The organism is Bacteroides fragilis NCTC 9343, from assembly GCF_000025985.1.
In the GTDB taxonomy this organism is placed as follows: Bacteria; Bacteroidota; Bacteroidia; order Bacteroidales; family Bacteroidaceae; genus Bacteroides; species Bacteroides fragilis.
This window is the reverse complement of record NC_003228.3, coordinates 2,780,775-2,800,910: the sequence shown is the minus strand read 5'-3', so window position 1 is coordinate 2,800,910 and position 20,136 is coordinate 2,780,775. Positions and strand designations below refer to the sequence as shown.

The following is a 20,136-nucleotide window of genomic DNA, read 5'->3' as shown; positions in this document are numbered from 1 at the left end:
ACGAATTGTTGGATAAAAGAAAAAGGCTGGCTATATTTGCGAATGGATAAATGCGAAAATATAGGTGACGAGCGCTCTCGTGTCAGCCTTTTTTGTATCCGTTTTCGTTTGAGTGATTTGAATACGGGGACAAATATCGGTGATATATTCCCAATAAACAAGATATATCACTGATAATTAACATTAATTTTATTATTATGAACTTTGATTTAAAAGCGTTTAGAAAACGATTTGGTTTAAAACAGGTTGAAGTGGCTCATTTATTCAATTGTGGGCAGAGCAATATTTCAGATATTGAGACTGGAAAAAGAGGGCTTGAAGAGTATCAAACAAGAATTCTCTTCGATAAATACGGAGAAGAGGTAGTTAAAGAGTACTTAATACCTGAGAGTGCCATTCATCAAGGGAATATAAACGGGGATAATATAAACGGGCACAATGTCACTGTAAATAAAGCAGACTTTGATAAACTTATTAGCTTGTTAAACAAAAGGGATGAACAAATAGATAGATTATTGCGTATTATTGAAAATTTAAATAAATAGATTGGGTATGCAATAGCTGAGTGGTATTTGCGAATGACTAAAGACGAAAATATAGGTGACGAGCGCTCTCGTGTCAGCCTTTTTTGTATCCGTTTTCGTTTGAGTGATTTGAATACGGGGACAAATATAGAGGAATATAAACCACTATCAAAAAATATTGGTGGTATATTTTCAACTATTATAATTTATTAACCTAATCATCTTATGGATATAATCGACAGAATTAAGCAATATCTTAATCATAAAGGAATTAGTGATTATAGATTTGAGAAAACATTATCCCTATCAAAAGGGTACATAAATAAAGCTAAAAATCCAACCGCGGATATATTAATGAAGATGTGTGGTATATATACCGACATATCTACTGAATGGCTGCTTAGAGGTGAAGGTGAGATGTTGAGGGAGAAAAGAGAAGACCTTGGCCTTCATCGGGCTGAGTCAGCATCTACAGATGAAAACTCTTTAATCTATAAGATGTATAAAGAGAAAGACGATGAAAATAAAACCCTAATCAAGCAGAATGCCGTTTTAGAGGAACGCATCCGCCAACTCGAAGCTGACAATGAATCATTAAGAAGTCAGTCAGGAGCTGATAGGATAACCGATACTTTTTCCGATCTACCATTAGTAGACTACGAAGAAGATTATCCGCCCGTAGAACGTCCTTCAAGTTCCAAACATCCGTTAGCAGGAAAAGCGTGACATTTCTTTGGGTGATTATTGAGAGGTTAAGCAAAGGAAACGATTAAGTTATTAAATGAAATATGGACCAATTGCAATTAATACAAAGCAAAATATACGAGATACGTGGACAGAAGGTTATGCTGGATTTTGATTTGGCGGAAATGTACGGTACTGAAACTAAATATTTAAAACGTTCAGTAAAAAATAATATTAAACGTTTTCCATCAGATTTTATGTTTGAGCTAACGAAGGAAGAATTCGACAGTTTGAGGTGCAGTTTTAGCACCTCAAAAAGAGGCGGGACCCGATATATGCCTTATGCTTTCACTGAACATGGAGTTGCTCAACTTTCTTCAGTTCTTAACAGCGATTTGGCAATTGAGATTAATATTCAAATTATAAGGGCATTTATAGCAGTTCGTCATTTAATCTCCAATCCTCCGATTGATAGAGTCGATAAACTGAAAGACGAAATCAAAGCATTAAAAGACTACATCGAAGAAGCATTTGCTGACTACAACGATATAAATGATGATACGCGCATGCAATTGGAATTAATTAATCAAACTTTGGCGGAATTGCAGGCGAAAAAGAAAGCGGAGGAAAAACCTCGTAACCCAATAGGGTTTATCAAACCTAAACACTAAATAATGGATATGCGCTGATACCCAATGAATGGTAAAAGTGCATAATTCTTAACTTTGAAAAGAGTTCTAGAAGAATATAAACCATGTATGATATTGTAGCGCAGAGGCTTAGACTGTTTTTAGCTAAGAAAGATATCACTTGTAAAAAATTGTCGGCTATGATTTTTATGTCAGAGGCGACGCTTAAAGGCAAATTGAATGGTACAAGAACGCTAGATCTTAATACAATAATATCCATTGCAATACGGCTTGAGGATCTTTCTGTTGAATGGCTTCTTCGCGGTGAGGGTGATATGTTGAAATCTAGTTCTGGTGTTTCTATTGTATCTTCATCAGTACCTATATTTACAGGGGAGACCTCGTTTATATACAGTATGTATAAAGAAGAAAGAGAAGAGGTTAAAACTTTATTAAAGCAAAATGGTATATTGGAAGAGCGTATTCGTCAGCTCGAGGATGACAATAGATTATTAAGAGATCAAGTTGTAACAGAATTAAATCTAAATACTAAACTGTAGATTATTATGAGTTTAAATGATCGTTTACGAATTGTTGTAAATGAATTTTTTCATGGGAATAAAGCGGCTTTTGCTCGAGCCGCAAAAATATCGGACCAAAGAGCTTATAGTTTTTTATCTGTTCGGAGTAATACAGAACCTCCGGCTAGAGTTTTGGAGAATTTAGCTAAGTATCTACCGAATTTAAACGCGACTTGGCTTTTAACCGGAGAGGGAGAAATGATTCAAGATAAATCCACTCCTGAGATGCCGATAACTCTTGTTTCGGTAAATGAATATAAAAGTCGATTGCAGCAAATGGAGGTAAGATTGGAAGCTCTAAGGGCTCAGGTGGTATTAAAAGATAAACTACTAGCCGGACTACTCCGAAAAGTAGAGAACAAGACTAAATAGCTTGAATGATATTTTATTTTGGATCTATCTAGCCCGTATTTTTATTTGCATTATGCTATAGTGTAATATAAGACGTTTTCATGACGACTTTATGTTAAATACTTTGAGTCAATTTATAACCTCAAACAAAAGGGATGGAACAAGGTATATGCCTTTTGCTTTTATTGAGTTGGGCGTAGCTATGCTTTCCTCTATTTTAAACAGTGAAGTTGTAATTGAGATTAACAAAAGATTATATCGAAGAAGTGTTTACTGACTGCAATGATATAAATGATGATACGTGCGTGCAATTGGAATTAATTAATCAAACTTTGGCAGAATTGCAAGCGAAAAGAAGGCGGAAGAAAAACCTTGTAATCCAATAGGGTTTTATTAAATCTAAATAATGAATAATAAGAGTGTATAATCCTTAACTTTGAAACAAATCTAATAGAATATAAAAGATGCATGATATTGTAACGCAAAGGCTTAATCAATTTTTAGTTGAAAAGAATATTACTTATAAAGAATTATCTGGTATGATTCTTATGTCGGAAACGTCACTTTGTAGAAAGTTGACTGGTTCAAGGAGTCTTGATTTGCATACATTAATATCTATAGTAGCATGCTTGCCAGATGTTTCTTCCGAGTGGCTTCTTAGGGGCAAAGGTAGGGTGTGTAATTCTTCTTCGAGCATTAGTTTCGATGTCTTAGTAGAAGAACTTAAAATGGAAAATAACCTATTAAAACGAAAAATTCAAGTTCTTCAAGAATTGTTGGAGTTTAAGATGGAAAAAATCAGGGCTGAGAATGGTAACATAAAAAAATGATCTAAAAAATGTGCTTAATTGTTTAGTTGTGCTACAGTCAAATTAAATCTAAGTACTAAACTATTATGAGTTTAAATGATCGCTTGCGAGTTGTCGCAAATGGATTAAAAGATAATTTATTGACTAAGTTTATGTTAAAGGATAGATAATAAACCTAAATATGACGGCTAAATTTATTATTATGGTATTGGTGTTAGCTTATATCATGGTTATAATCGCTATATCAATTTATTTAATAAAGATAATATGTACTCGTTACAACCAAAACTCAGATCAGATACTCCCTCCTCCCAATATGCACTCTATTCAGGAGAGTGCATCCATGCATTTGGTAAGAATAGGACAGTTGCCTCACCCAGGACCTGGATATTGTTATTACGAATTAGGAGGAATGAGATATCAAGCGCTAACAGGATTTGACATTGGCGTACACGAAGGATATGCAAAAGCAGAGCTTAATAATCGGTATGATAAATATGCGGTTGGAGTCTACAGAGAAGGAGATCACAAATTAATGGGATACGTTCGAAGAGAACAAAATAGAGAGCTTTATGAATTTATGTTAAATAATAATTGTATAGCTAAAGCTAAATTTCGAATATGGATACACCAAGGAGAAATCTATGGAGCAGCTTACATAAAAGAAGAATGGAAATCTTCATTAGGCTTTAAGTCTGACATTAAAATTTAGAAATAAGTCCTTTTGCGTGCAAATTTCATGCAAAAGAATGATCTCTTATTTCTATATAATTGATATATAATATATTATCAGCGTTTTATTTTGCTTTGGGAGCAGGGGGTCGTGGGTTCGAATCCCGCTACCCCGACAGGAAATAAGAGTAATCACACATGTCAATGTGGTTACTCTTATTTCATTTTGTGCTATGGTGGAATTCCGATAATACGGAATGATGCAACTGGAACAGAGCGACGCCTTTTACATTTTCAAATAAAACTCCCGGGTTAATTTAATGTATTCATCACTGTAACGGTGGCGAGAAACTTCTGTTAATAATTTCTCTTCTTTGCAGTCTTGTTTTATAAATGTAAATGAGATCAAGGTACGTTTTGGGGGTGCTCCCGGTTTAGTGATGACCAAGAGCTGGCGGGATGGATACAGGCCTTGTGAAGATGCGATGTCTTTAAAAGAATCACTTGCATCCATCGGTATGACTACTGTAAAAGTACCATTTGGCGAAAGTAAATTCGATACTCCCTTCAGCAACTCTTCATAAGACAGGTTATCGTTATGTCGGGCTGTGTTGCGCTGGCTGTCCGGACACTTCAGGGAGTCTGTGAAATATGGAGGATTTGATACGATTGTATCATATTTCAGGCTATTATTCTTATTGCTGTATAACCTGAAATCCTGGCAAACGACTTCTATCCTGCTTCCCCAAGGTGAACGGGTGATATTCTCTGCAGCCTGTTGTGCGGCTGTTCCGTCTATTTCAAGAGCAATAACGGAAGCGGAACAGCGTTGGGCCAGCATAAGTGCCACCAATCCGGTACCGGTACCAATATCAAGAATACGTGCCGAGGACTCTACCGGGGTCCAAGCTCCGAGCAAGACACCGTCTGTGCCTACTTTCATGGCACATTTATCGTGCCAGACAGTAAACTGTTTAAACTGAAAAAAAGGTTGGCTCATTTAGCTAAGAAATAATTAAGTTCGCCAAAAATAGGTAAATATTGTGATATGACATTCCGTCCACATTATTATTTGGCATTGTTTTTGTGTTTTTATCGAATAGATGTTTTATTCTTAATGAAGAATCGATTAACTTTGCGAACGTTTTATGTTCGCTGATATGACATAAACTAATTTATACGAAATGAAGAAAGAAAGATATTTAAGAGAGATGGATGACCAGAATGATAACGCATTTTCATTAATTGCCGATTTTGACGGAAACGAAGATCAAGTGTTTGACATAAAGGTTGGTGAAACTCTTCCGGTACTCCCCCTCCGTAATATGGTATTGTTCCCCGGAGTATTTATGCCTGTTTCTGTTGGCAGAAAATCATCTTTGAGATTGGTGAGGGAAGCCGATAAGAAAAAATCCTATATTGCAGTAGTTTGCCAGAAAATGGCGGAAACGGACGAGCCGGCATTTGAGGACTTGCACCCGATCGGAACCATAGGTAAGATTGTGCGTGTACTCGAAATGCCCGACCAGACAACAACAGTCATTATCCAGGGAATGAAACGCCTGGAGTTGAAGAATATCACGGAGACACATCCGTACCTGAAGGGTGAAGTGAACATTGTTGAAGAAGAAATCCCTTCAAAAGATGATAAGGAGTTTCAGGCATTGGTGGAAACCTGCAAGGATTTGACAATACGATATATTAAATCATCGGACACTTTACATCAGGAATCAGCGTTTGCCATCAAAAACCTGACGAACCACATGTTCCTGGTGGACTTTATCTGTACGAACCTTCCGTTGAAGAAGGACGAGAAAATCGAACTGTTGCGCATTGATTCGTTGCGTGAACGTACCTATCGGTTGCTTGAAATCCTGAATCGTGAAGTGCAGTTGGCCGAAATAAAGGCATCTATCCAGATGCGTGCCCGTGAGGATATTGACCAACAGCAACGTGAATATTTCCTGCAGCAGCAGATCAAAACGATCCAGGACGAACTGGGTGGTGGCGGCCAGGAACAGGAAATAGAAGAGATGCGCCAAAAGGCAGAACACATGAAGTGGAGTACCGAAGTGCGGGAAACTTTCCTGAAAGAGCTTGCCAAGCTGGAACGTACCCATCCTCAATCGCCGGATTACAGTGTGCAGTTGAATTATCTGCAGACAATGCTCAATCTGCCGTGGGGAGTTTATACTACCGACAATTTAAACCTAAAGAATGCCGAGAAAACGCTGAATAAGGATCATTACGGTCTGGAGAAAGTAAAGGAACGCATTCTGGAACATTTAGCCGTACTTAAATTGAAGGGTGACATGAAGTCTCCTATTATCTGTTTATACGGCCCTCCGGGAGTTGGTAAGACTTCACTGGGAAAATCGATTGCCGCAGCCTTGAAGCGGAAATATATCCGTATGTCATTGGGAGGTGTGCACGATGAAGCGGAAATTCGCGGACACCGTAAAACTTATATCGGTGCAATGCCGGGACGTATTATCAAAAACCTGATTAAAGCGGGTTCTTCGAATCCGGTATTTATTCTGGATGAAATAGATAAAGTGAGTGCCGACCGTCAGGGAGATCCTTCATCGGCTTTGCTTGAAGTGCTTGATCCGGAACAAAATACGGCTTTCCATGATAATTTCCTGGATGTGGATTACGACTTGTCCAAAGTGATGTTTATTGCTACGGCAAACAACTTGAATACCATTCCCGGACCATTGCTCGATCGAATGGAACTGATTGAAGTGAGTGGTTATATCACGGAAGAAAAAGTGGAAATAGCACGAAAGCATTTAGTGCCGAAGGAGCTGGAAGCAAACGGAATGAAGAAGACCGACATTAAAATTCCAAAAGATACGCTGGAAGCTATTATCGAATCGTACACACGTGAAAGCGGTGTGCGTGAGTTGGAAAAGAAAATCGGTAAGATTCTTCGTAAATCGGCCCGCCAATATGCAACAGATGGTTTCTTCTTAAAAACAGAAATCAAACCGACTGATTTATATGACTTCCTGGGTGCTCCGGAATATACTCGTGATAAATATCAAGGCAATGATTATGCCGGTGTGGTCACAGGATTGGCATGGACAGCCGTTGGAGGTGAAATCTTATTTGTTGAGACCAGTCTGAGCCGCGGCAAGGGCGGACGTCTCACATTAACCGGAAATTTGGGTGAAGTGATGAAAGAGTCTGCTATGCTGGCACTTGAGTATATCAAAGCACATGCTTCACTCTTAAATCTGGATGAAGAGATCTTTGATAACTGGAACATCCATGTCCATGTCCCCGAAGGAGCTATTCCGAAAGACGGTCCGTCGGCGGGTATCACAATGGCTACTTCGTTGGCTTCTGCTTTGACACAACGTAAGGTGAAGGCTAATCTGGCTATGACCGGGGAAATCACGTTACGTGGCAAGGTACTTCCGGTAGGTGGTATTAAGGAGAAGATTCTGGCAGCTAAGCGTGCCGGCATCAAAGAAATTATTATGAGTGCCGAGAACAAAAAGAATATTGACGAAATACAGGATATATATCTGAAAGGACTGACTTTCCATTATGTGAATGATGTAAAAGAGGTCTTTGCCATTGCATTGACTCAAGAGAAGGTTGCCGATGCCATTGATTTATCCGTAAAGAAAGCCAACCAGGAATGACATTCGAATTACAATATACAGACGCAAAAAGTAATGCCCGTGCCGGTCTGATTACAACAGACCACGGGCAAATACAAACCCCTATATTTATGCCGGTAGGTACAATCGGCAGTGTGAAAGGAGTACATCAGACTGAATTGAAAGAGGATATTCAGGCACAGATTATTCTGGGAAATACATATCATCTTTATTTGCGGCCGGGACTGGATGTACTCGAAAAAGCCGGTGGATTGCATAAGTTCAATGGATTCGACCGTCCGATGCTGACCGATAGTGGTGGTTTTCAGGTGTTTTCTTTGTCCGGTATCCGTAAATTGCGTGAAGAAGGGGCTGAATTCCGTTCGCATATTGATGGCAGCAAGCATATCTTTACTCCTGAAAAGGTTATGGATATCGAACGTATCATAGGTGCCGACATCATGATGGCATTTGACGAATGCCCGCCGGGGGATTCGGATTATGCATATGCCAAAAAGTCATTGGGATTGACACACCGCTGGCTCGACAGATGCATTCAACGATTCAATGAGACGGAACCTAAATATGGTTATAGCCAGTCTCTTTTTCCTATCGTGCAAGGATGTGTATACCCCGACCTGCGTAAACAATCTGCAGAATACATAGCTTCGAAAGATGCAGACGGTAATGCCATTGGCGGACTTGCCGTAGGCGAACCGGTAGATAAGATGTACGAGATGATTGAGTTGGTGAACGAGATACTTCCCAAGGACAAACCACGTTATCTGATGGGAGTCGGCACACCGGTTAATATTCTTGAGGGTATTGAACGTGGAGTAGATATGTTCGACTGTGTGATGCCTACCCGTAACGGACGAAACGGAATGTTGTTTACGAAAGACGGTATCATGAACATGCGTAATAAAAAATGGGAAGCAGACTTCTCTCCTATTGAAGCTGACGGTGCTTCGTATGTAGACACATTGTACAGCAAAGCATACTTGCGCCATTTATTCCATGCGCAGGAGTTGCTGGCCATGCAGATTGCGTCTATCCACAATCTGGCGTTTTATTTGTGGCTGGTAGGAGAAGCACGCAAGCACATTATCGCAGGAGACTTTTCAACCTGGAAACCTATGATGGTGAAAAGAGTGTCAACAAGACTATAAATTTATGAGAAGCAATCGGTTTATTAAACGCCTGGACTTATATATCATCAAGAAATTCTTGGGGACGTATGTATTTGCTATTGCATTGATTATCTCCATCGCAGTAGTATTCGACTTCAACGAGAAGATGGATAAGTTTATGGAACGGAGTGCGCCGTGGTCGGCAATCATCTTCGATTACTACATGAACTTTATTCCATATTTCGCGAATCTGTTCAGTCCGTTGTTTGTATTTATTGCTGTCATATTCTTCACCTCTAAACTGGCTGAGAACTCCGAGATTATTGCAATGTTTTCTACCGGTATGAGTTTTAAACGGATGTTGCGTCCTTACATGATATCGGCCGGTATCATTGCGATTTCTACCTTTATATTAGGATCGTATGTGATTCCAAGAGGCAGTGTGACTCGTCTGGACTTTGAAGATAAATACGTGAAAAAGAAAAAGACCACTTATGTACACAATATACAGTTGGAGATAGACACAGGCGTGATTGCTTATATTGATAACTATCAGGATTACAATAAGACAGGAAACCGTTTTTCGCTGGATAAATTCGTAGATAAGAAACTGGTATCCCATTTGACTGCCCGTAGCATTACTTATGATACTACTGCGGTTAATAAATGGACCATTAAGGATTATATGATTCGTAATCTCGACGGATTAAAGGAAACTATTGTCCGTGGAGATAAGATGGATTCCATTATACCGATGGAACCTGCCGATTTCATGATTATGCGTAATCAACAGGAAATGTTGACCAGCCCTCAGCTTAGTGCATATATAGATAAGCAGAAACAAAGGGGTATTGCCAATATCAAAGAGTTTGAAATAGAGTATCATAAACGAATCGCCATGTCATTTGCATCATTCATCCTGACTGTGATCGGAGTATCTCTTTCTTCAAGAAAAACAAAGGGGGGAATGGGATTGCATTTGGGAATAGGACTTGGACTGAGCTTTTCATATATCCTGTTCCAGACCGTGGCATCTACTTTTGCGGTAAATGGAAATATGCCTCCGATGATCGCCATGTGGATTCCTAATTTACTGTATGCGCTGATTGCATTTTACCTATATAGAAAGGCTCCCAAATAATGGATTGCATTTGAATTCAAAGGGTCTAAAAATAAGAATTTCCGCCTGCTCCTGTGAAATCCACAAGTGCGGGCGGAATTTTTTGTTGTATTCATTTCCTCTTTTGTCTCGTTCCCGGGATCGAAATCCTGTTGGGAACCCCCACTCTCTTCTTACGCTTTAAAATCAACCTTTGATTTTGTTTGCATAAGCAGAAAGTTCTGCAGCAGAGATGTTTTTGGCTATAATCACACCATTTCCATCCAATAAATAGTTAGTGAAACCCCGGTTTAAACGGTATTTCTTAAACAAGCCGGAGCTTTCGCCTTTAGTTTCCGCGAAACAGGTGGGCGTAACTATTTGGTCCTTACGAATGGTTTCCTGAAATACCGACTGGTATTCGTCAAATGAAACGGAAACCATTTCCACATCTTGAGAAGTTGATCGAAGCGCATTGCTCAAACTTGCGTTTTGCATCCGGGACTGTGCATCGTAACTTGCCCAAAAACTAAGCAGCACATATTTACCTTTTAAGTCGGTCAAATCAAAATTGTACTGTGCATCTGACGTAGATTCGATTGTGAAATCAGGGGCTACGTCACCCACATTCAAACCTCCGGTGGGTTTGTCTTTTTCTACGAAAGAAGTCAAGGAACTAATTAGTAATACAACAAAAATCCATTTTACATGCCTCATGTAATTCGGTTTTAGTTAATACTATCCGGGACTGTCCTCTAAAACAGTGGTCTCTCCCCGAAACATCGTCTTTTTAGGCACAACAGAGAGGAATCTGTTGACTGTCAAGGCCTTTAATTCAGAAACCGGGTGCAAAGGTAAGTAAATATTATTCCAACTTCCAAATAAACAAGTAATTTTCTCTCTTTTTAAGTGCAGTTTTTTATGTTATTTAGCATAAATACTGGGAATTTTCCCCTACTTTTGCAGGATACTTAATGAACATTCAGCTATGCAACCATCAAAAACAGAATTAATTCTGATTCGTATTACCGGTGAAGATCGTCCGGGACTTACAGCCTCCGTAACAGAGATATTGGCAAAATACGATGCCACTATCCTGGATATTGGTCAGGCAGATATTCATAACACCCTTTCACTGGGCATTCTCTGTATGACTGAGGAACAACTCTCGGGATTTATGATGAAAGAGTTGCTTTTTAAGGCATCTTCCTTGGGAGTAACCATTCGTTTCTATCCGATTACCGAAGAAGAGTATGAAAGCTGGGTGAATATGCAAGGTAAGAACCGCTATATCCTTACATTGCTGGGACGTAAACTTACGGCTCGTCAGATTGCGGCGGTTACCCGTATTTTAGCTGAGCAGGACATGAATATTGATGCCATCAAACGTCTGACCGGACGTATTCCATTGGATGAGCGTAAAATGCATACCCGAGCCTGTATTGAATTCTCGGTTCGCGGTACTCCCCGGGATAAAGAAGCTATGCAGGGACAGTTGATGAAATTGGCCAGTGAACTTGAAATGGATTTCTCTTTCCAGTTGGATAATATGTATCGCCGTATGCGCCGCCTGATCTGTTTCGATATGGACTCTACATTAATAGAAACCGAAGTAATTGACGAACTTGCTATACGTGCCGGTGTAGGTGCTGAAGTAAAAGCAATTACGGAACGTGCCATGAGGGGAGAAATTGACTTTACGGAAAGTTTTCGTGAGCGGGTTGCACTGCTGAAAGGACTGGACGAATCTGTAATGCAGGAAATTGCCGAGAGTCTGCCAATAACTGAAGGGGTGGATCGCTTGATGTATGTTCTGAAGAAGTATGGTTATAAGATTGCTATCCTTTCGGGAGGTTTCACCTACTTTGGACAGTATTTGCAGAAGAAATACGGTGTTGATTATGTATATGCCAATGAACTTGAGATTGTAGACGGCAAGCTGACGGGGCGTTATTTGGGAGATGTGGTAGATGGAAAGCGTAAAGCGGAACTGCTGCGATTGATCGCTCAGGTAGAAAAAGTAGATATCGCTCAAACCATTGCTGTTGGGGATGGAGCTAATGATCTTCCTATGTTGGGAGTTGCCGGTCTTGGCATTGCCTTTCATGCAAAACCCAAAGTTGTGGCCAATGCCAAACAATCTATTAATACGATTGGGCTTGATGGCGTACTTTACTTCCTGGGATTTAAGGACTCTTATTTGAATATGTAAGAGTGGAAAGAATAAAAGAACCCGAAAAATTTGTACTACGTAGTGAATTTTCTATCTTTGCGAGCAAATAAAATAAACGATGAAGTTTTCCGAATTACAATTAAATGACAATGTACTTGAAGCACTCGACGCTATGCGTTTTGAGGAATGTACTCCTATACAAGAACAAGCGATCCCGGTAATACTCGAAGGTAGAGATTTAATCGCTGTAGCGCAGACAGGAACCGGTAAGACGGCTGCCTTTTTGTTGCCTATATTGAATAAATTGTCGGAAGGTGGACATCCGGAAGATGCCATCAACTGTGTGATTATGTCACCTACCCGTGAACTGGCCCAACAAATAGATCAACAAATGGAGGGCTTCTCTTATTTTATGCCTGTTTCAAGTGTGGCTGTTTACGGAGGAAATGACGGAATACTTTTTGAGCAGCAGAAAAAAGGCTTGATGCTTGGTGCCGATGTGGTTATAGCTACACCGGGACGCCTGATTGCACATCTGAGTCTGGGATACGTTGATTTATCCCGGGTTTCTTATTTTATTCTTGATGAAGCAGACCGTATGCTTGATATGGGGTTCTACGAGGATATTATGCAGATCGTAAAATATTTGCCAAAAGAACGCCAGACGATTATGTTTTCCGCTACCATGCCGGCTAAGATTCAGCAATTGGCCAATACTATCCTGAATAACCCTGCTGAAGTCAAACTGGCCGTATCGAAACCTGCTGAAAAAATTGTTCAGGCTGCTTATGTCTGTTACGAAAATCAGAAATTGGGTATTGTAAGAAGCTTGTTTGCGGAAGAGGTGCCCGAAAGAGTTATCATTTTTGCATCTTCAAAGATAAAAGTAAAAGAAGTGGCAAAGGCGCTGAAAATGATGAAGTTGAATGTTGGAGAAATGCATTCTGATCTTGAGCAGGTACAGCGTGAATTTATTATGCATGAATTCAAATCGGGACGTATCAATATTTTGGTCGCTACAGACATTGTATCCAGAGGGATAGATATTGATGATATCCGGTTGGTGATTAATTTCGATGTTCCACATGACAGTGAAGATTATGTTCACCGCATCGGACGTACTGCACGTGCGAACAATGATGGAGTTGCCCTCACGTTTGTGAATGAGAAAGAACAAACTAATTTTAAGAATATCGAGAATTTCCTCGAAAAAGAAATTTATAAGATACCGGTACCGGCTGAATTGGGGGAAGCTCCTCAATATAATCCTCGTTCGTATACTAACGCAGGAAGAGGAGGAAGAAACTTCCGGAACGGAAATAGAAAAAATAATAACGGTGGACGTTCTACGGCACCCAGATCGGGCAGAAGATAAGCGTAAAGCTTTTCTGCCCTTTTTCTCTTAATACTCTTTTTACTATTTGTAATTCTTCGGTCAGGTCGGTTTATTTATATTTTGCAGCCGTTATATTTAGTTTTCCATCGAAACTGATGGTAAGATTCACAAGATTGCATACCGGACTTTCCGGAATACAGACGAGTGCTTGATAATGATAGCCTTTGCGGTCAATTCCTATAAAATTCATATCAGATAGAATGGCCTGTTGCAGAAAATCTGTTGGAATTACATCTACAAACATTTGCTTGGTAATGTCCTTGGCATATAAACTTTTTTTGCCTTCATACACACATATATGCATTACATTGTCATAGTAAATATTGTCCATACTGATACCATCTTCCGAATAAGTTGTTTTCACTACTTTCATTTGTGAGGGGTTGATGTATACATAGGCTCTGTAGCGGACGCCATCGAACATTACCACACTGTCCTTCTTAGTGACTTCTGTATAGGTCGGAATAATTTCGACCGACTTAAAGGAGAATGCCAATGTATCATTAGGATCTTCCGACTTATGGAGCTTGATAATATTATCAGCCAGAGAATGGAACCAAAAAGAATATTCACTCTGCTTGTCAATTTGATAGTGGGTTACGTCTTTGCCATAGGTATAGAGCGTATCTTTTAGGATTTTGAAATAAACCGGAGCACTTTGAGCATCGGAATAATAAATCGTATCTCCTATTATGCGCATCAAGGGAGTTTCAGTTTCATCATCAAGCCAAATGCCTTGGAGAATCTCTTTGGCCTTGGGGTCTTCATTTTCTTCAGAGGGCTGTTGTCCTTTGCCATTATTGCATGCTACGAATAAGACCGTCAGTAACAATGTTGCAATGTACTTTATCATCTGTTTAATTTTGTGCAAAATTACTCATTTATATCGATAAAGATATAAAAAAAGAGCTGAAAAGTAAATTGGGGGTTACAAAAAAACTCTTAACTTTTCAGCTCTGTTATCAGGTTTGTGAGGATGCGGTGGTATAAGGTATTATTTGCCGATACAATGGTAAATAAAACCCTGTTCTTCCATTTCTTTTTTATCATAAATGTTACGTCCGTCCATGACTACCTGTTGTGACATTGTTTTTTTCACAACGGCCCACGAAGGCAGACGAAATTCTTTCCATTCGGTTACCAGCATCAAAGCATCGGCATCTAAAACCGCATCATACATGTCGCGTGCATAATATATGGTTTCGCCGATTCGTCTTTTACATTCATTTGCTGCTGCGGGATCATAGGCGCGTACTTTGCAGCCGGCTTTCAGCAGTTTGTCAATTAGGACCAATGCAGGTGCTTCGCGCATATCATCTGTTTCCGGTTTGAATGCCAATCCCCACAATGCAACTGTTTTACCTTCCAGATTTCCATTATATTGTTTTACCAGTTTGTCGAATAACAGGCTTTTCTGATTTTCGTTCACTTCTTCTACTGCCTGTAACACACGCATCTGATATCCATTCTGTTCTGCTGTCTTTATCAAAGCTTTTACGTCTTTGGGGAAACATGACCCACCATAACCAATGCCTGGATAAAGGAACTTACGTCCGATACGGGTATCCGAACCGATACCGCTACGCACCATATTTACATCAGCTCCTACTAACTCACACAGATTAGCGATGTCGTTCATGAAACTGATACGAGTAGCCAACATTGAGTTTGCGGCATATTTGGTCATTTCGGCAGAGGGAATATCCATGAATATCACGCGGAAATTATTTAGCATGAATGGCTTATATAGCTTAGTCATTAATTTTTCTGCACGTTCCGATTCCACACCGATTACAACACGGTCAGGACTCATAAAGTCATTGACTGCATTACCCTCTTTCAGAAACTCAGGATTGGAAGCTACATCAAATTCCATTTTGGCACCCCGTTTGTCTAATTCTTCCTGAATGGCATTACGAACTTTGCATGCTGTACCTACAGGTACGGTACTTTTGGTGACTACAAGTTTGTATTTCTTCATGTTTTGTCCAATGGTACGTGCCACAGCGAGTACATAACTCAAATCAGCGCTTCCATCTTCATCAGGTGGGGTTCCGACAGCAGAGAACACTACTTCTACATCATCCAGGCAACTTTCCAGTGAAGTCGTAAACTTTAGTCGACCGGCTTTGGTATTGCGGATGACCATTTCTTCCAATCCATTTTCATAAATGGGGATAATCCCCTTTTTAAGCGCCTCTATTTTTTCGCTGTTGGTGTCAACACAAGTAACATCCACGCCAATTTCCGCAAAACAGGTTCCTGTGACCAAACCTACGTATCCGGTTCCGACAATTGCAATTTTCATGTTCTTTTATTTATTGAGGGTTTCTATTCAAAATATTCTGCTTCCCGAAAGGCTCCTGCCTGCTTGTCTTTCTCTGACATGACAAGTTGAGAATCGGCAATAGGCCAGTCGATAGCCAATGCCGGATCATTGTATAGGATAGAAGCCTCAGATTGGGGGGCATATATATTATCTACCTTATAAGTAAAGATAGCTATTTCGCTTTTCACTAAAAATCCATGGGCAAACCCACGGGGAATAAAAAGCTGGCGTTTATTTTCGTCGCTTAACAATACGCTGATATGCTTTCCAAATGTAGGTGATGACTTTCTTAAATCGACAGCCACATCCAGCACTTCACCTTTGATGACACGCACTAGTTTGGCTTGGCTATAGGCTCCTTTTTGATAATGGAGTCCGCGTAACGTGCCGAATGAAGATTGAGATTCATTATCTTGTATAAAATTTATCTGTCCGATAGTAGCATCAAATTCCTGTTGCTTGAATGCTTCCATGAAATATCCGCGCGGATCGAAAAAAATCTTCGGTTCAATGATCCACACACCATCTATTTCTGTTTGTATATAATTCATTCGTTTCTGATGATATTATTAAGTAGCGCAAAAGTAGGCATTTTTTCTAATATGACAGTTATAGATGGCTAAGAAAGGAAGCCAGCGTTTAGCATTTGTTAATAATAAAATGTGCGGTTTTATGGCATATCTTGAATTAATCAGTTAATTTTGCACACATGATTGAATTGGCACAGCATATTGAAGTATTATTATTAGAGAATGATTGTGTGATCGTTCCCGGTTTTGGTGGATTTATAGCTCACTACGCTCCTGCTATGAGAGTGGCTGAAGAGAATTTATTCCTCCCGCCTACCCGTACTATTGGTTTCAATCCTCAATTGACGTTGAATGATGGTGTCTTAGTACAATCTTATATGGCTGTGTACGATACTAACTTCTCGGATGCTACGAAAATGGTAGAAAAAGAGGTGGCAGAACTTATCTCCGCTCTGCATGAGGATGGAAAAACTGATCTTCCTAATATTGGAGAAATCCGCTATACCATTCATAATACTTACGAGTTTGTTCCTTACGACAATAAAATTACCACTCCTTACCTCTATGGGCTCGACTCGTTTGAGATGAAGGAGTTGTCGGCTTTGCGACGTCCGGAGAAAGAACAAATTCTTCCGACTGTTCTTAAGAAAAAGACAAGTTATGAATTCAGAGCGAACTGGGCCTTTTTGAGAAATGCCGTAGCTATGATTGCAGCGGTTGCATTGTTTTTCTTTATGTCAACACCGGTAGAGAATACATATATTGAAAAAGGAAATTATGCCCGGCTACTTCCAACTGATTTGTTTGAAAAGATAGAGAAACAATCGGTGGCAATGACTCCGGTTATGCTAAAATCAGTTGATGCCATCCCACAAACCAAACCGGCAACTGCGAAGAAAAAGTCGTCCACTGTTCGTAAAGCATCTGTAGTAAAGCCGGTTGCGGTAAAAGAAGTGAAAGTTAACCAACCGGAAAAGACAATGAAAGCAACCGAAACCAAGGTTGTGGAAAAAACTTTTCCATATCATATAATTATTGCCAGCGTAGCTAATACGAAAGATGCGGAGGCGATGGCAGGTGAACTTAAAGCCAAGGGATATACAGGTGCCAAAGTATTGACGGGTGACGGTAAGATTCGCGTGAGTATTATGTCATGTGCCGATCGTGAAGATGCCAACCGTCAACTGTTGAAATTAAGAGAGAACGAGGCTTATAAGAACGCCTGGATGTTAGCTAAATAAATATTTTATAATGAAAAGAATTCTTTGTCCTAAATGTGAGAACTATCTTTCTTTTGATGAAACTAAATATAGCGAAGGCCAGTCATTGGTTTTTGTATGTGAACACTGTGGTAAGCAATTCAGTATTCGTCTGGGGAAGAGTAAGATGAAGGCTCCTCGTAAGGAAGAGAAATTGGATGAAGATGTATATAAAGAAGAGTTTGGCTGTATCGTTGTCATTGAAAATGTCTTCGGTTTCAAGCAAGTCTTACCTCTGCAAGAAGGTGATAATATCATTGGCCGCCGTTGTGTAGGTACAGATATTAATACTCCGATTGAAACCGGTGATATGAGTATGGACAGACGCCACTGTATTATTAATGTGAAGCGTAACAGACAAGGAGAATTGGTTTATACTCTTCGTGATGCCCCAAGCCTGACCGGAACTTTCTTGATGAACGAGATCTTGGGGGATAAAGACCGTATTCGCATTGATGACGGAGCCATTATTACTATTGGGGCCACTACTCTTATCCTTCGTGCTGCAAAAAAAGAAGAAATTTGACCTCCTATTAGAAGGTATAAGCAGTAGTATGCGGTGCACACCAAACATTTGGGATATCCGTATTTTAAGAAGTTAACATCTTAAGAATACGATATTAACATCCTATATGTAGGAAGTTAACTTCTTGGAAATAGGAAGTCAACTTCATTGGAGGTAGGAAGTTAACATCCTGTAACCTTCATTCTGATAAAACGTTTTTCCTTTCTTATTTTAAGACCAAAATCCTATAAATATCCGGTTTATTTTTGTATCTCTAAGTAATTTTTTTAATTTTGTGTTCGATAACGATTGATGAAATCAAAATATAAATAGAAGGTATTTTGCTTATAATCAATAGTGTAATCTTGGTTATATCTTAGATAATTATTCTATACAATAAAAGCACAAAAGAATGAAAAATTTTATGGATAAAAATTTCCTGCTTCAAACCGAAACGGCTCAGGAATTATATCATAATCATGCGGCTAAGATGCCAATTATTGATTATCATTGTCATTTAAATCCCCAAATGGTAGCGGATGATTATCGGTTTAAGTCCTTAACTGAAATATGGCTAGGCGGTGATCATTATAAATGGCGTGCCATGCGTTCCAATGGTGTGGATGAATGCTTTTGTACCGGTAAAGAAACGTCAGATTGGGAGAAATTTGAGAAATGGGCAGAAACGGTCCCATATACTTTCCGTAATCCACTGTACCACTGGACGCATTTGGAACTGAAAACTGCATTTGGTATTGATAAAGTACTAAATCCGAAAACAGCACGTGAAATTTATGATGAATGTAATGAGAAACTTTCTTCTCAGGAATATTCTGCCCGCGGAATGATGCGGCGTTATCATGTGGAAACCGTATGTACAACGGATGATCCTATCGATTCATTGGAATATCATATTAGAACTCGCGAAAGTGGATTTGAAATCAAGATGCTTCCCACATGGCGTCCGGATAAAGTTATGGCTGTGGAAGTTCCTTCAGATTTTCGCACTTATATAGAAAAATTGTCAGAAATAAGTGAGATTACTATTTCTGACTATAATGATATGATCTTAGCTTTACGTAAACGTCACGACTATTTTGCAGAGCAAGGGTGTAAGCTGTCTGATCACGGGATCGAAGAATTTTATGCTGAGGACTATACGGAAGGTGAGATTAAAACTATTTTCAATAAAATATACGGCGGTTCGGAACTGACAAAAGAAGAAGTTTTGAAGTTTAAATCGGCAATGTTAATTGTGCTCGGTGAAATGGACTGGGAAAAAGGATGGACACAACAATTTCATTACGGTGCTATTCGGAACAATAACAGCCGAATGTTCAAGCAGTTGGGTCCTGATACGGGATTTGATTCAATAGGTGAGTTTGCTACGGCTAAAGCCATGAGTAAATTCCTGGATCGGCTGAATTCAAAAGGTAAGTTGACTAAAACAATTCTGTATAATCTGAATCCTTGTGCAAACGAAGTAATTGCCACCATGATAGGTAATTTTCAAGATGGGAGTATACCTGGTAAGATTCAGTTCGGGTCGGGATGGTGGTTCCTTGATCAGAAGGATGGAATGGAAAGGCAATTAAATGCTCTTTCTCTTCTTGGATTATTGAGCCGCTTTGTGGGAATGTTGACGGATTCTCGTTCGTTCCTCTCCTATCCTCGTCATGAATATTTTCGTCGTACTTTATGTAATTTATTGGGGTGTGATGTGGAAAACGGTGAGATACCTTTATCGGAAATGGAGCGTGTCTGTCAGATGGTTGAAGATATCAGTTATTTTAATGCTAAAAACTTTTTTCATTTTTAATTAGTGTCATCTTATCTGTTACAATAAACTGAGTC

The 20,136-nt window shown here is 39.5% G+C and carries 20 protein-coding genes and 1 pseudogene; 16 read left to right on the top strand and 5 right to left on the bottom strand.

The window, feature by feature from the left end:
- Positions 1-197: 197 nt before the first annotated feature.
- From BF9343_RS11365 to BF9343_RS11335, 8 genes and pseudogenes are all read left to right on the top strand, one after another.
- Positions 198-545 carry a helix-turn-helix domain-containing protein gene (locus tag BF9343_RS11365; protein WP_005793909.1) on the top strand — a complete coding sequence of 116 codons (348 nt, stop codon included), beginning with the start codon at positions 198-200 and terminating at the stop codon, positions 543-545.
- Positions 546-749: 204 nt separating this feature from the next.
- Positions 750-1,250, top strand: coding sequence for a hypothetical protein (locus BF9343_RS11360; protein ID WP_005793911.1), 501 nt, complete (start codon positions 750-752; stop codon positions 1,248-1,250).
- 62 nt (positions 1,251-1,312) lie between these two features.
- Positions 1,313-1,879, top strand: a complete 567-nt coding sequence (locus tag BF9343_RS11355) for an ORF6N domain-containing protein (RefSeq protein ID WP_005806119.1) — start codon at positions 1,313-1,315, stop codon at positions 1,877-1,879.
- Positions 1,880-1,962: 83 nt separating this feature from the next.
- Positions 1,963-2,397 carry a hypothetical protein gene (locus BF9343_RS11350; RefSeq protein WP_005806117.1) on the top strand — a complete coding sequence of 145 codons (435 nt, stop codon included), beginning with the start codon at positions 1,963-1,965 and terminating at the stop codon, positions 2,395-2,397.
- A gap of 6 nt (positions 2,398-2,403) precedes the next feature.
- The gene (locus tag BF9343_RS11345; RefSeq protein ID WP_005806115.1) at positions 2,404-2,790 is read left to right on the top strand and encodes a hypothetical protein; all 387 of its coding nucleotides are present in this window, start codon (positions 2,404-2,406) and stop codon (positions 2,788-2,790) included.
- Positions 2,791-2,854: 64 nt separating this feature from the next.
- A pseudogene (locus tag BF9343_RS23955) lies at positions 2,855-3,166 on the top strand (ORF6N domain-containing protein); the annotation flags it as partial.
- 67 nt (positions 3,167-3,233) lie between these two features.
- Positions 3,234-3,599 carry a hypothetical protein gene (locus tag BF9343_RS11340; protein ID WP_010992991.1) on the top strand — a complete coding sequence of 122 codons (366 nt, stop codon included), beginning with the start codon at positions 3,234-3,236 and terminating at the stop codon, positions 3,597-3,599.
- Positions 3,600-3,759: 160 nt separating this feature from the next.
- Positions 3,760-4,290, top strand: a complete 531-nt coding sequence (locus BF9343_RS11335) for an HIRAN domain-containing protein (protein WP_005793922.1) — start codon at positions 3,760-3,762, stop codon at positions 4,288-4,290.
- A gap of 246 nt (positions 4,291-4,536) precedes the next feature.
- Here BF9343_RS11335 and BF9343_RS11330 read toward each other — a convergent pair whose 3' ends face one another.
- Positions 4,537-5,250: a tRNA1(Val) (adenine(37)-N6)-methyltransferase gene (locus BF9343_RS11330; protein WP_005803540.1), complete on the bottom strand. Its 714-nt coding sequence runs from the start codon at positions 5,248-5,250 to the stop codon at positions 4,537-4,539.
- A gap of 184 nt (positions 5,251-5,434) precedes the next feature.
- Between BF9343_RS11330 and lon the strand changes: the two genes are divergently transcribed.
- From lon to BF9343_RS11315, 3 genes are read left to right on the top strand one after another with little or no spacing between them, the layout of a single operon-like run.
- Positions 5,435-7,903: an endopeptidase La gene (gene lon, locus BF9343_RS11325; protein WP_005793926.1), complete on the top strand. Its 2,469-nt coding sequence runs from the start codon at positions 5,435-5,437 to the stop codon at positions 7,901-7,903.
- Positions 7,900-9,030, top strand: a complete 1,131-nt coding sequence (gene tgt, locus BF9343_RS11320; protein ID WP_005787735.1) for a tRNA guanosine(34) transglycosylase Tgt — start codon at positions 7,900-7,902, stop codon at positions 9,028-9,030. The genes lon and tgt overlap by 4 nt, the downstream gene beginning before the upstream one ends.
- 4 nt (positions 9,031-9,034) lie before the next feature.
- Entirely contained in the window at positions 9,035-10,132 is a 1,098-nt protein-coding gene (locus tag BF9343_RS11315; RefSeq protein WP_005787732.1) for an LptF/LptG family permease, read from the top strand.
- Between the two features lie 165 nt (positions 10,133-10,297).
- Here the strand turns inward: BF9343_RS11315 and BF9343_RS11310 are convergent, their stop codons facing one another.
- Positions 10,298-10,807, bottom strand: coding sequence for a thioredoxin family protein (locus BF9343_RS11310; RefSeq protein ID WP_008660257.1), 510 nt, complete (start codon positions 10,805-10,807; stop codon positions 10,298-10,300).
- A 271-nt stretch (positions 10,808-11,078) separates the two neighbouring features.
- Here BF9343_RS11310 and serB point away from each other — a divergent pair, with 271 nt between their 5' ends.
- Both serB and BF9343_RS11300 read left to right on the top strand, forming a co-directional pair.
- Positions 11,079-12,302, top strand: a complete 1,224-nt coding sequence (serB, locus tag BF9343_RS11305; protein ID WP_005793930.1) for a phosphoserine phosphatase SerB — start codon at positions 11,079-11,081, stop codon at positions 12,300-12,302.
- A 79-nt stretch (positions 12,303-12,381) separates the two neighbouring features.
- Entirely contained in the window at positions 12,382-13,638 is a 1,257-nt protein-coding gene (locus BF9343_RS11300; protein WP_005787725.1) for a DEAD/DEAH box helicase, read from the top strand.
- A gap of 70 nt (positions 13,639-13,708) precedes the next feature.
- Here the strand turns inward: BF9343_RS11300 and BF9343_RS11295 are convergent, their stop codons facing one another.
- The 3 genes from BF9343_RS11295 to rfbC form a co-directional block, all read right to left on the bottom strand.
- Positions 13,709-14,512: a DUF4738 domain-containing protein gene (locus tag BF9343_RS11295; protein ID WP_041926227.1), complete on the bottom strand. Its 804-nt coding sequence runs from the start codon at positions 14,510-14,512 to the stop codon at positions 13,709-13,711.
- Positions 14,513-14,653: 141 nt separating this feature from the next.
- On the bottom strand, positions 14,654-15,967 hold the full coding sequence (locus tag BF9343_RS11290) for a UDP-glucose dehydrogenase family protein (RefSeq protein WP_010992989.1): 1,314 nt from the start codon (positions 15,965-15,967) through the stop codon (positions 14,654-14,656).
- A gap of 23 nt (positions 15,968-15,990) precedes the next feature.
- Positions 15,991-16,539 carry a dTDP-4-dehydrorhamnose 3,5-epimerase gene (gene rfbC / locus BF9343_RS11285; protein WP_005787720.1) on the bottom strand — a complete coding sequence of 183 codons (549 nt, stop codon included), beginning with the start codon at positions 16,537-16,539 and terminating at the stop codon, positions 15,991-15,993.
- 158 nt (positions 16,540-16,697) lie between these two features.
- Between rfbC and BF9343_RS11280 the strand changes: the two genes are divergently transcribed.
- From BF9343_RS11280 to uxaC, 3 genes are all read left to right on the top strand, one after another.
- A complete protein-coding gene (locus BF9343_RS11280; RefSeq protein ID WP_005815896.1) occupies positions 16,698-17,759 on the top strand; it encodes an HU domain-containing protein in 1,062 nt (353 codons plus the stop codon).
- A 10-nt stretch (positions 17,760-17,769) separates the two neighbouring features.
- Positions 17,770-18,303, top strand: a complete 534-nt coding sequence (locus BF9343_RS11275) for an FHA domain-containing protein (RefSeq protein WP_005793935.1) — start codon at positions 17,770-17,772, stop codon at positions 18,301-18,303.
- 391 nt (positions 18,304-18,694) lie between these two features.
- The gene (gene uxaC / locus BF9343_RS11270) at positions 18,695-20,101 is read left to right on the top strand and encodes a glucuronate isomerase (RefSeq protein WP_005793937.1); all 1,407 of its coding nucleotides are present in this window, start codon (positions 18,695-18,697) and stop codon (positions 20,099-20,101) included.
- Positions 20,102-20,136: the final 35 nt, after the last annotated feature.

Excerpts from the sequence above, each read along its gene's own strand:
- BF9343_RS11315 (WP_005787732.1), top strand. The coding sequence starts at position 9,035 with ATGAGAAGCAATCGGTTTATTAAACGCCTGGACTTATATATCATCAAG.
- BF9343_RS11335 (WP_005793922.1), top strand. The coding sequence starts at position 3,760 with ATGACGGCTAAATTTATTATTATGGTATTGGTGTTAGCTTATATCATG.
- BF9343_RS11290 (WP_010992989.1), bottom strand. The coding sequence starts at position 15,967 with ATGAAAATTGCAATTGTCGGAACCGGATACGTAGGTTTGGTCACAGGA.
- BF9343_RS11340 (WP_010992991.1), top strand. The coding sequence starts at position 3,234 with ATGCATGATATTGTAACGCAAAGGCTTAATCAATTTTTAGTTGAAAAG.
- BF9343_RS11355 (WP_005806119.1), top strand. The coding sequence starts at position 1,313 with ATGGACCAATTGCAATTAATACAAAGCAAAATATACGAGATACGTGGA.
- BF9343_RS11275 (WP_005793935.1), top strand. The coding sequence starts at position 17,770 with ATGAAAAGAATTCTTTGTCCTAAATGTGAGAACTATCTTTCTTTTGAT.
- BF9343_RS11310 (WP_008660257.1), bottom strand. The coding sequence starts at position 10,807 with ATGAGGCATGTAAAATGGATTTTTGTTGTATTACTAATTAGTTCCTTG.
- BF9343_RS11350 (WP_005806117.1), top strand. The coding sequence starts at position 1,963 with ATGTATGATATTGTAGCGCAGAGGCTTAGACTGTTTTTAGCTAAGAAA.
- lon (WP_005793926.1), top strand. The coding sequence starts at position 5,435 with ATGAAGAAAGAAAGATATTTAAGAGAGATGGATGACCAGAATGATAAC.
- BF9343_RS11295 (WP_041926227.1), bottom strand. The coding sequence starts at position 14,512 with ATGATAAAGTACATTGCAACATTGTTACTGACGGTCTTATTCGTAGCA.
- serB (WP_005793930.1), top strand. The coding sequence starts at position 11,079 with ATGCAACCATCAAAAACAGAATTAATTCTGATTCGTATTACCGGTGAA.
- tgt (WP_005787735.1), top strand. The coding sequence starts at position 7,900 with ATGACATTCGAATTACAATATACAGACGCAAAAAGTAATGCCCGTGCC.
- uxaC (WP_005793937.1), top strand. The coding sequence starts at position 18,695 with ATGAAAAATTTTATGGATAAAAATTTCCTGCTTCAAACCGAAACGGCT.
- BF9343_RS11345 (WP_005806115.1), top strand. The coding sequence starts at position 2,404 with ATGAGTTTAAATGATCGTTTACGAATTGTTGTAAATGAATTTTTTCAT.
- BF9343_RS11360 (WP_005793911.1), top strand. The coding sequence starts at position 750 with ATGGATATAATCGACAGAATTAAGCAATATCTTAATCATAAAGGAATT.
- BF9343_RS11300 (WP_005787725.1), top strand. The coding sequence starts at position 12,382 with ATGAAGTTTTCCGAATTACAATTAAATGACAATGTACTTGAAGCACTC.
- rfbC (WP_005787720.1), bottom strand. The coding sequence starts at position 16,539 with ATGAATTATATACAAACAGAAATAGATGGTGTGTGGATCATTGAACCG.
- BF9343_RS11330 (WP_005803540.1), bottom strand. The coding sequence starts at position 5,250 with ATGAGCCAACCTTTTTTTCAGTTTAAACAGTTTACTGTCTGGCACGAT.
- BF9343_RS11365 (WP_005793909.1), top strand. The coding sequence starts at position 198 with ATGAACTTTGATTTAAAAGCGTTTAGAAAACGATTTGGTTTAAAACAG.
- BF9343_RS11280 (WP_005815896.1), top strand. The coding sequence starts at position 16,698 with ATGATTGAATTGGCACAGCATATTGAAGTATTATTATTAGAGAATGAT.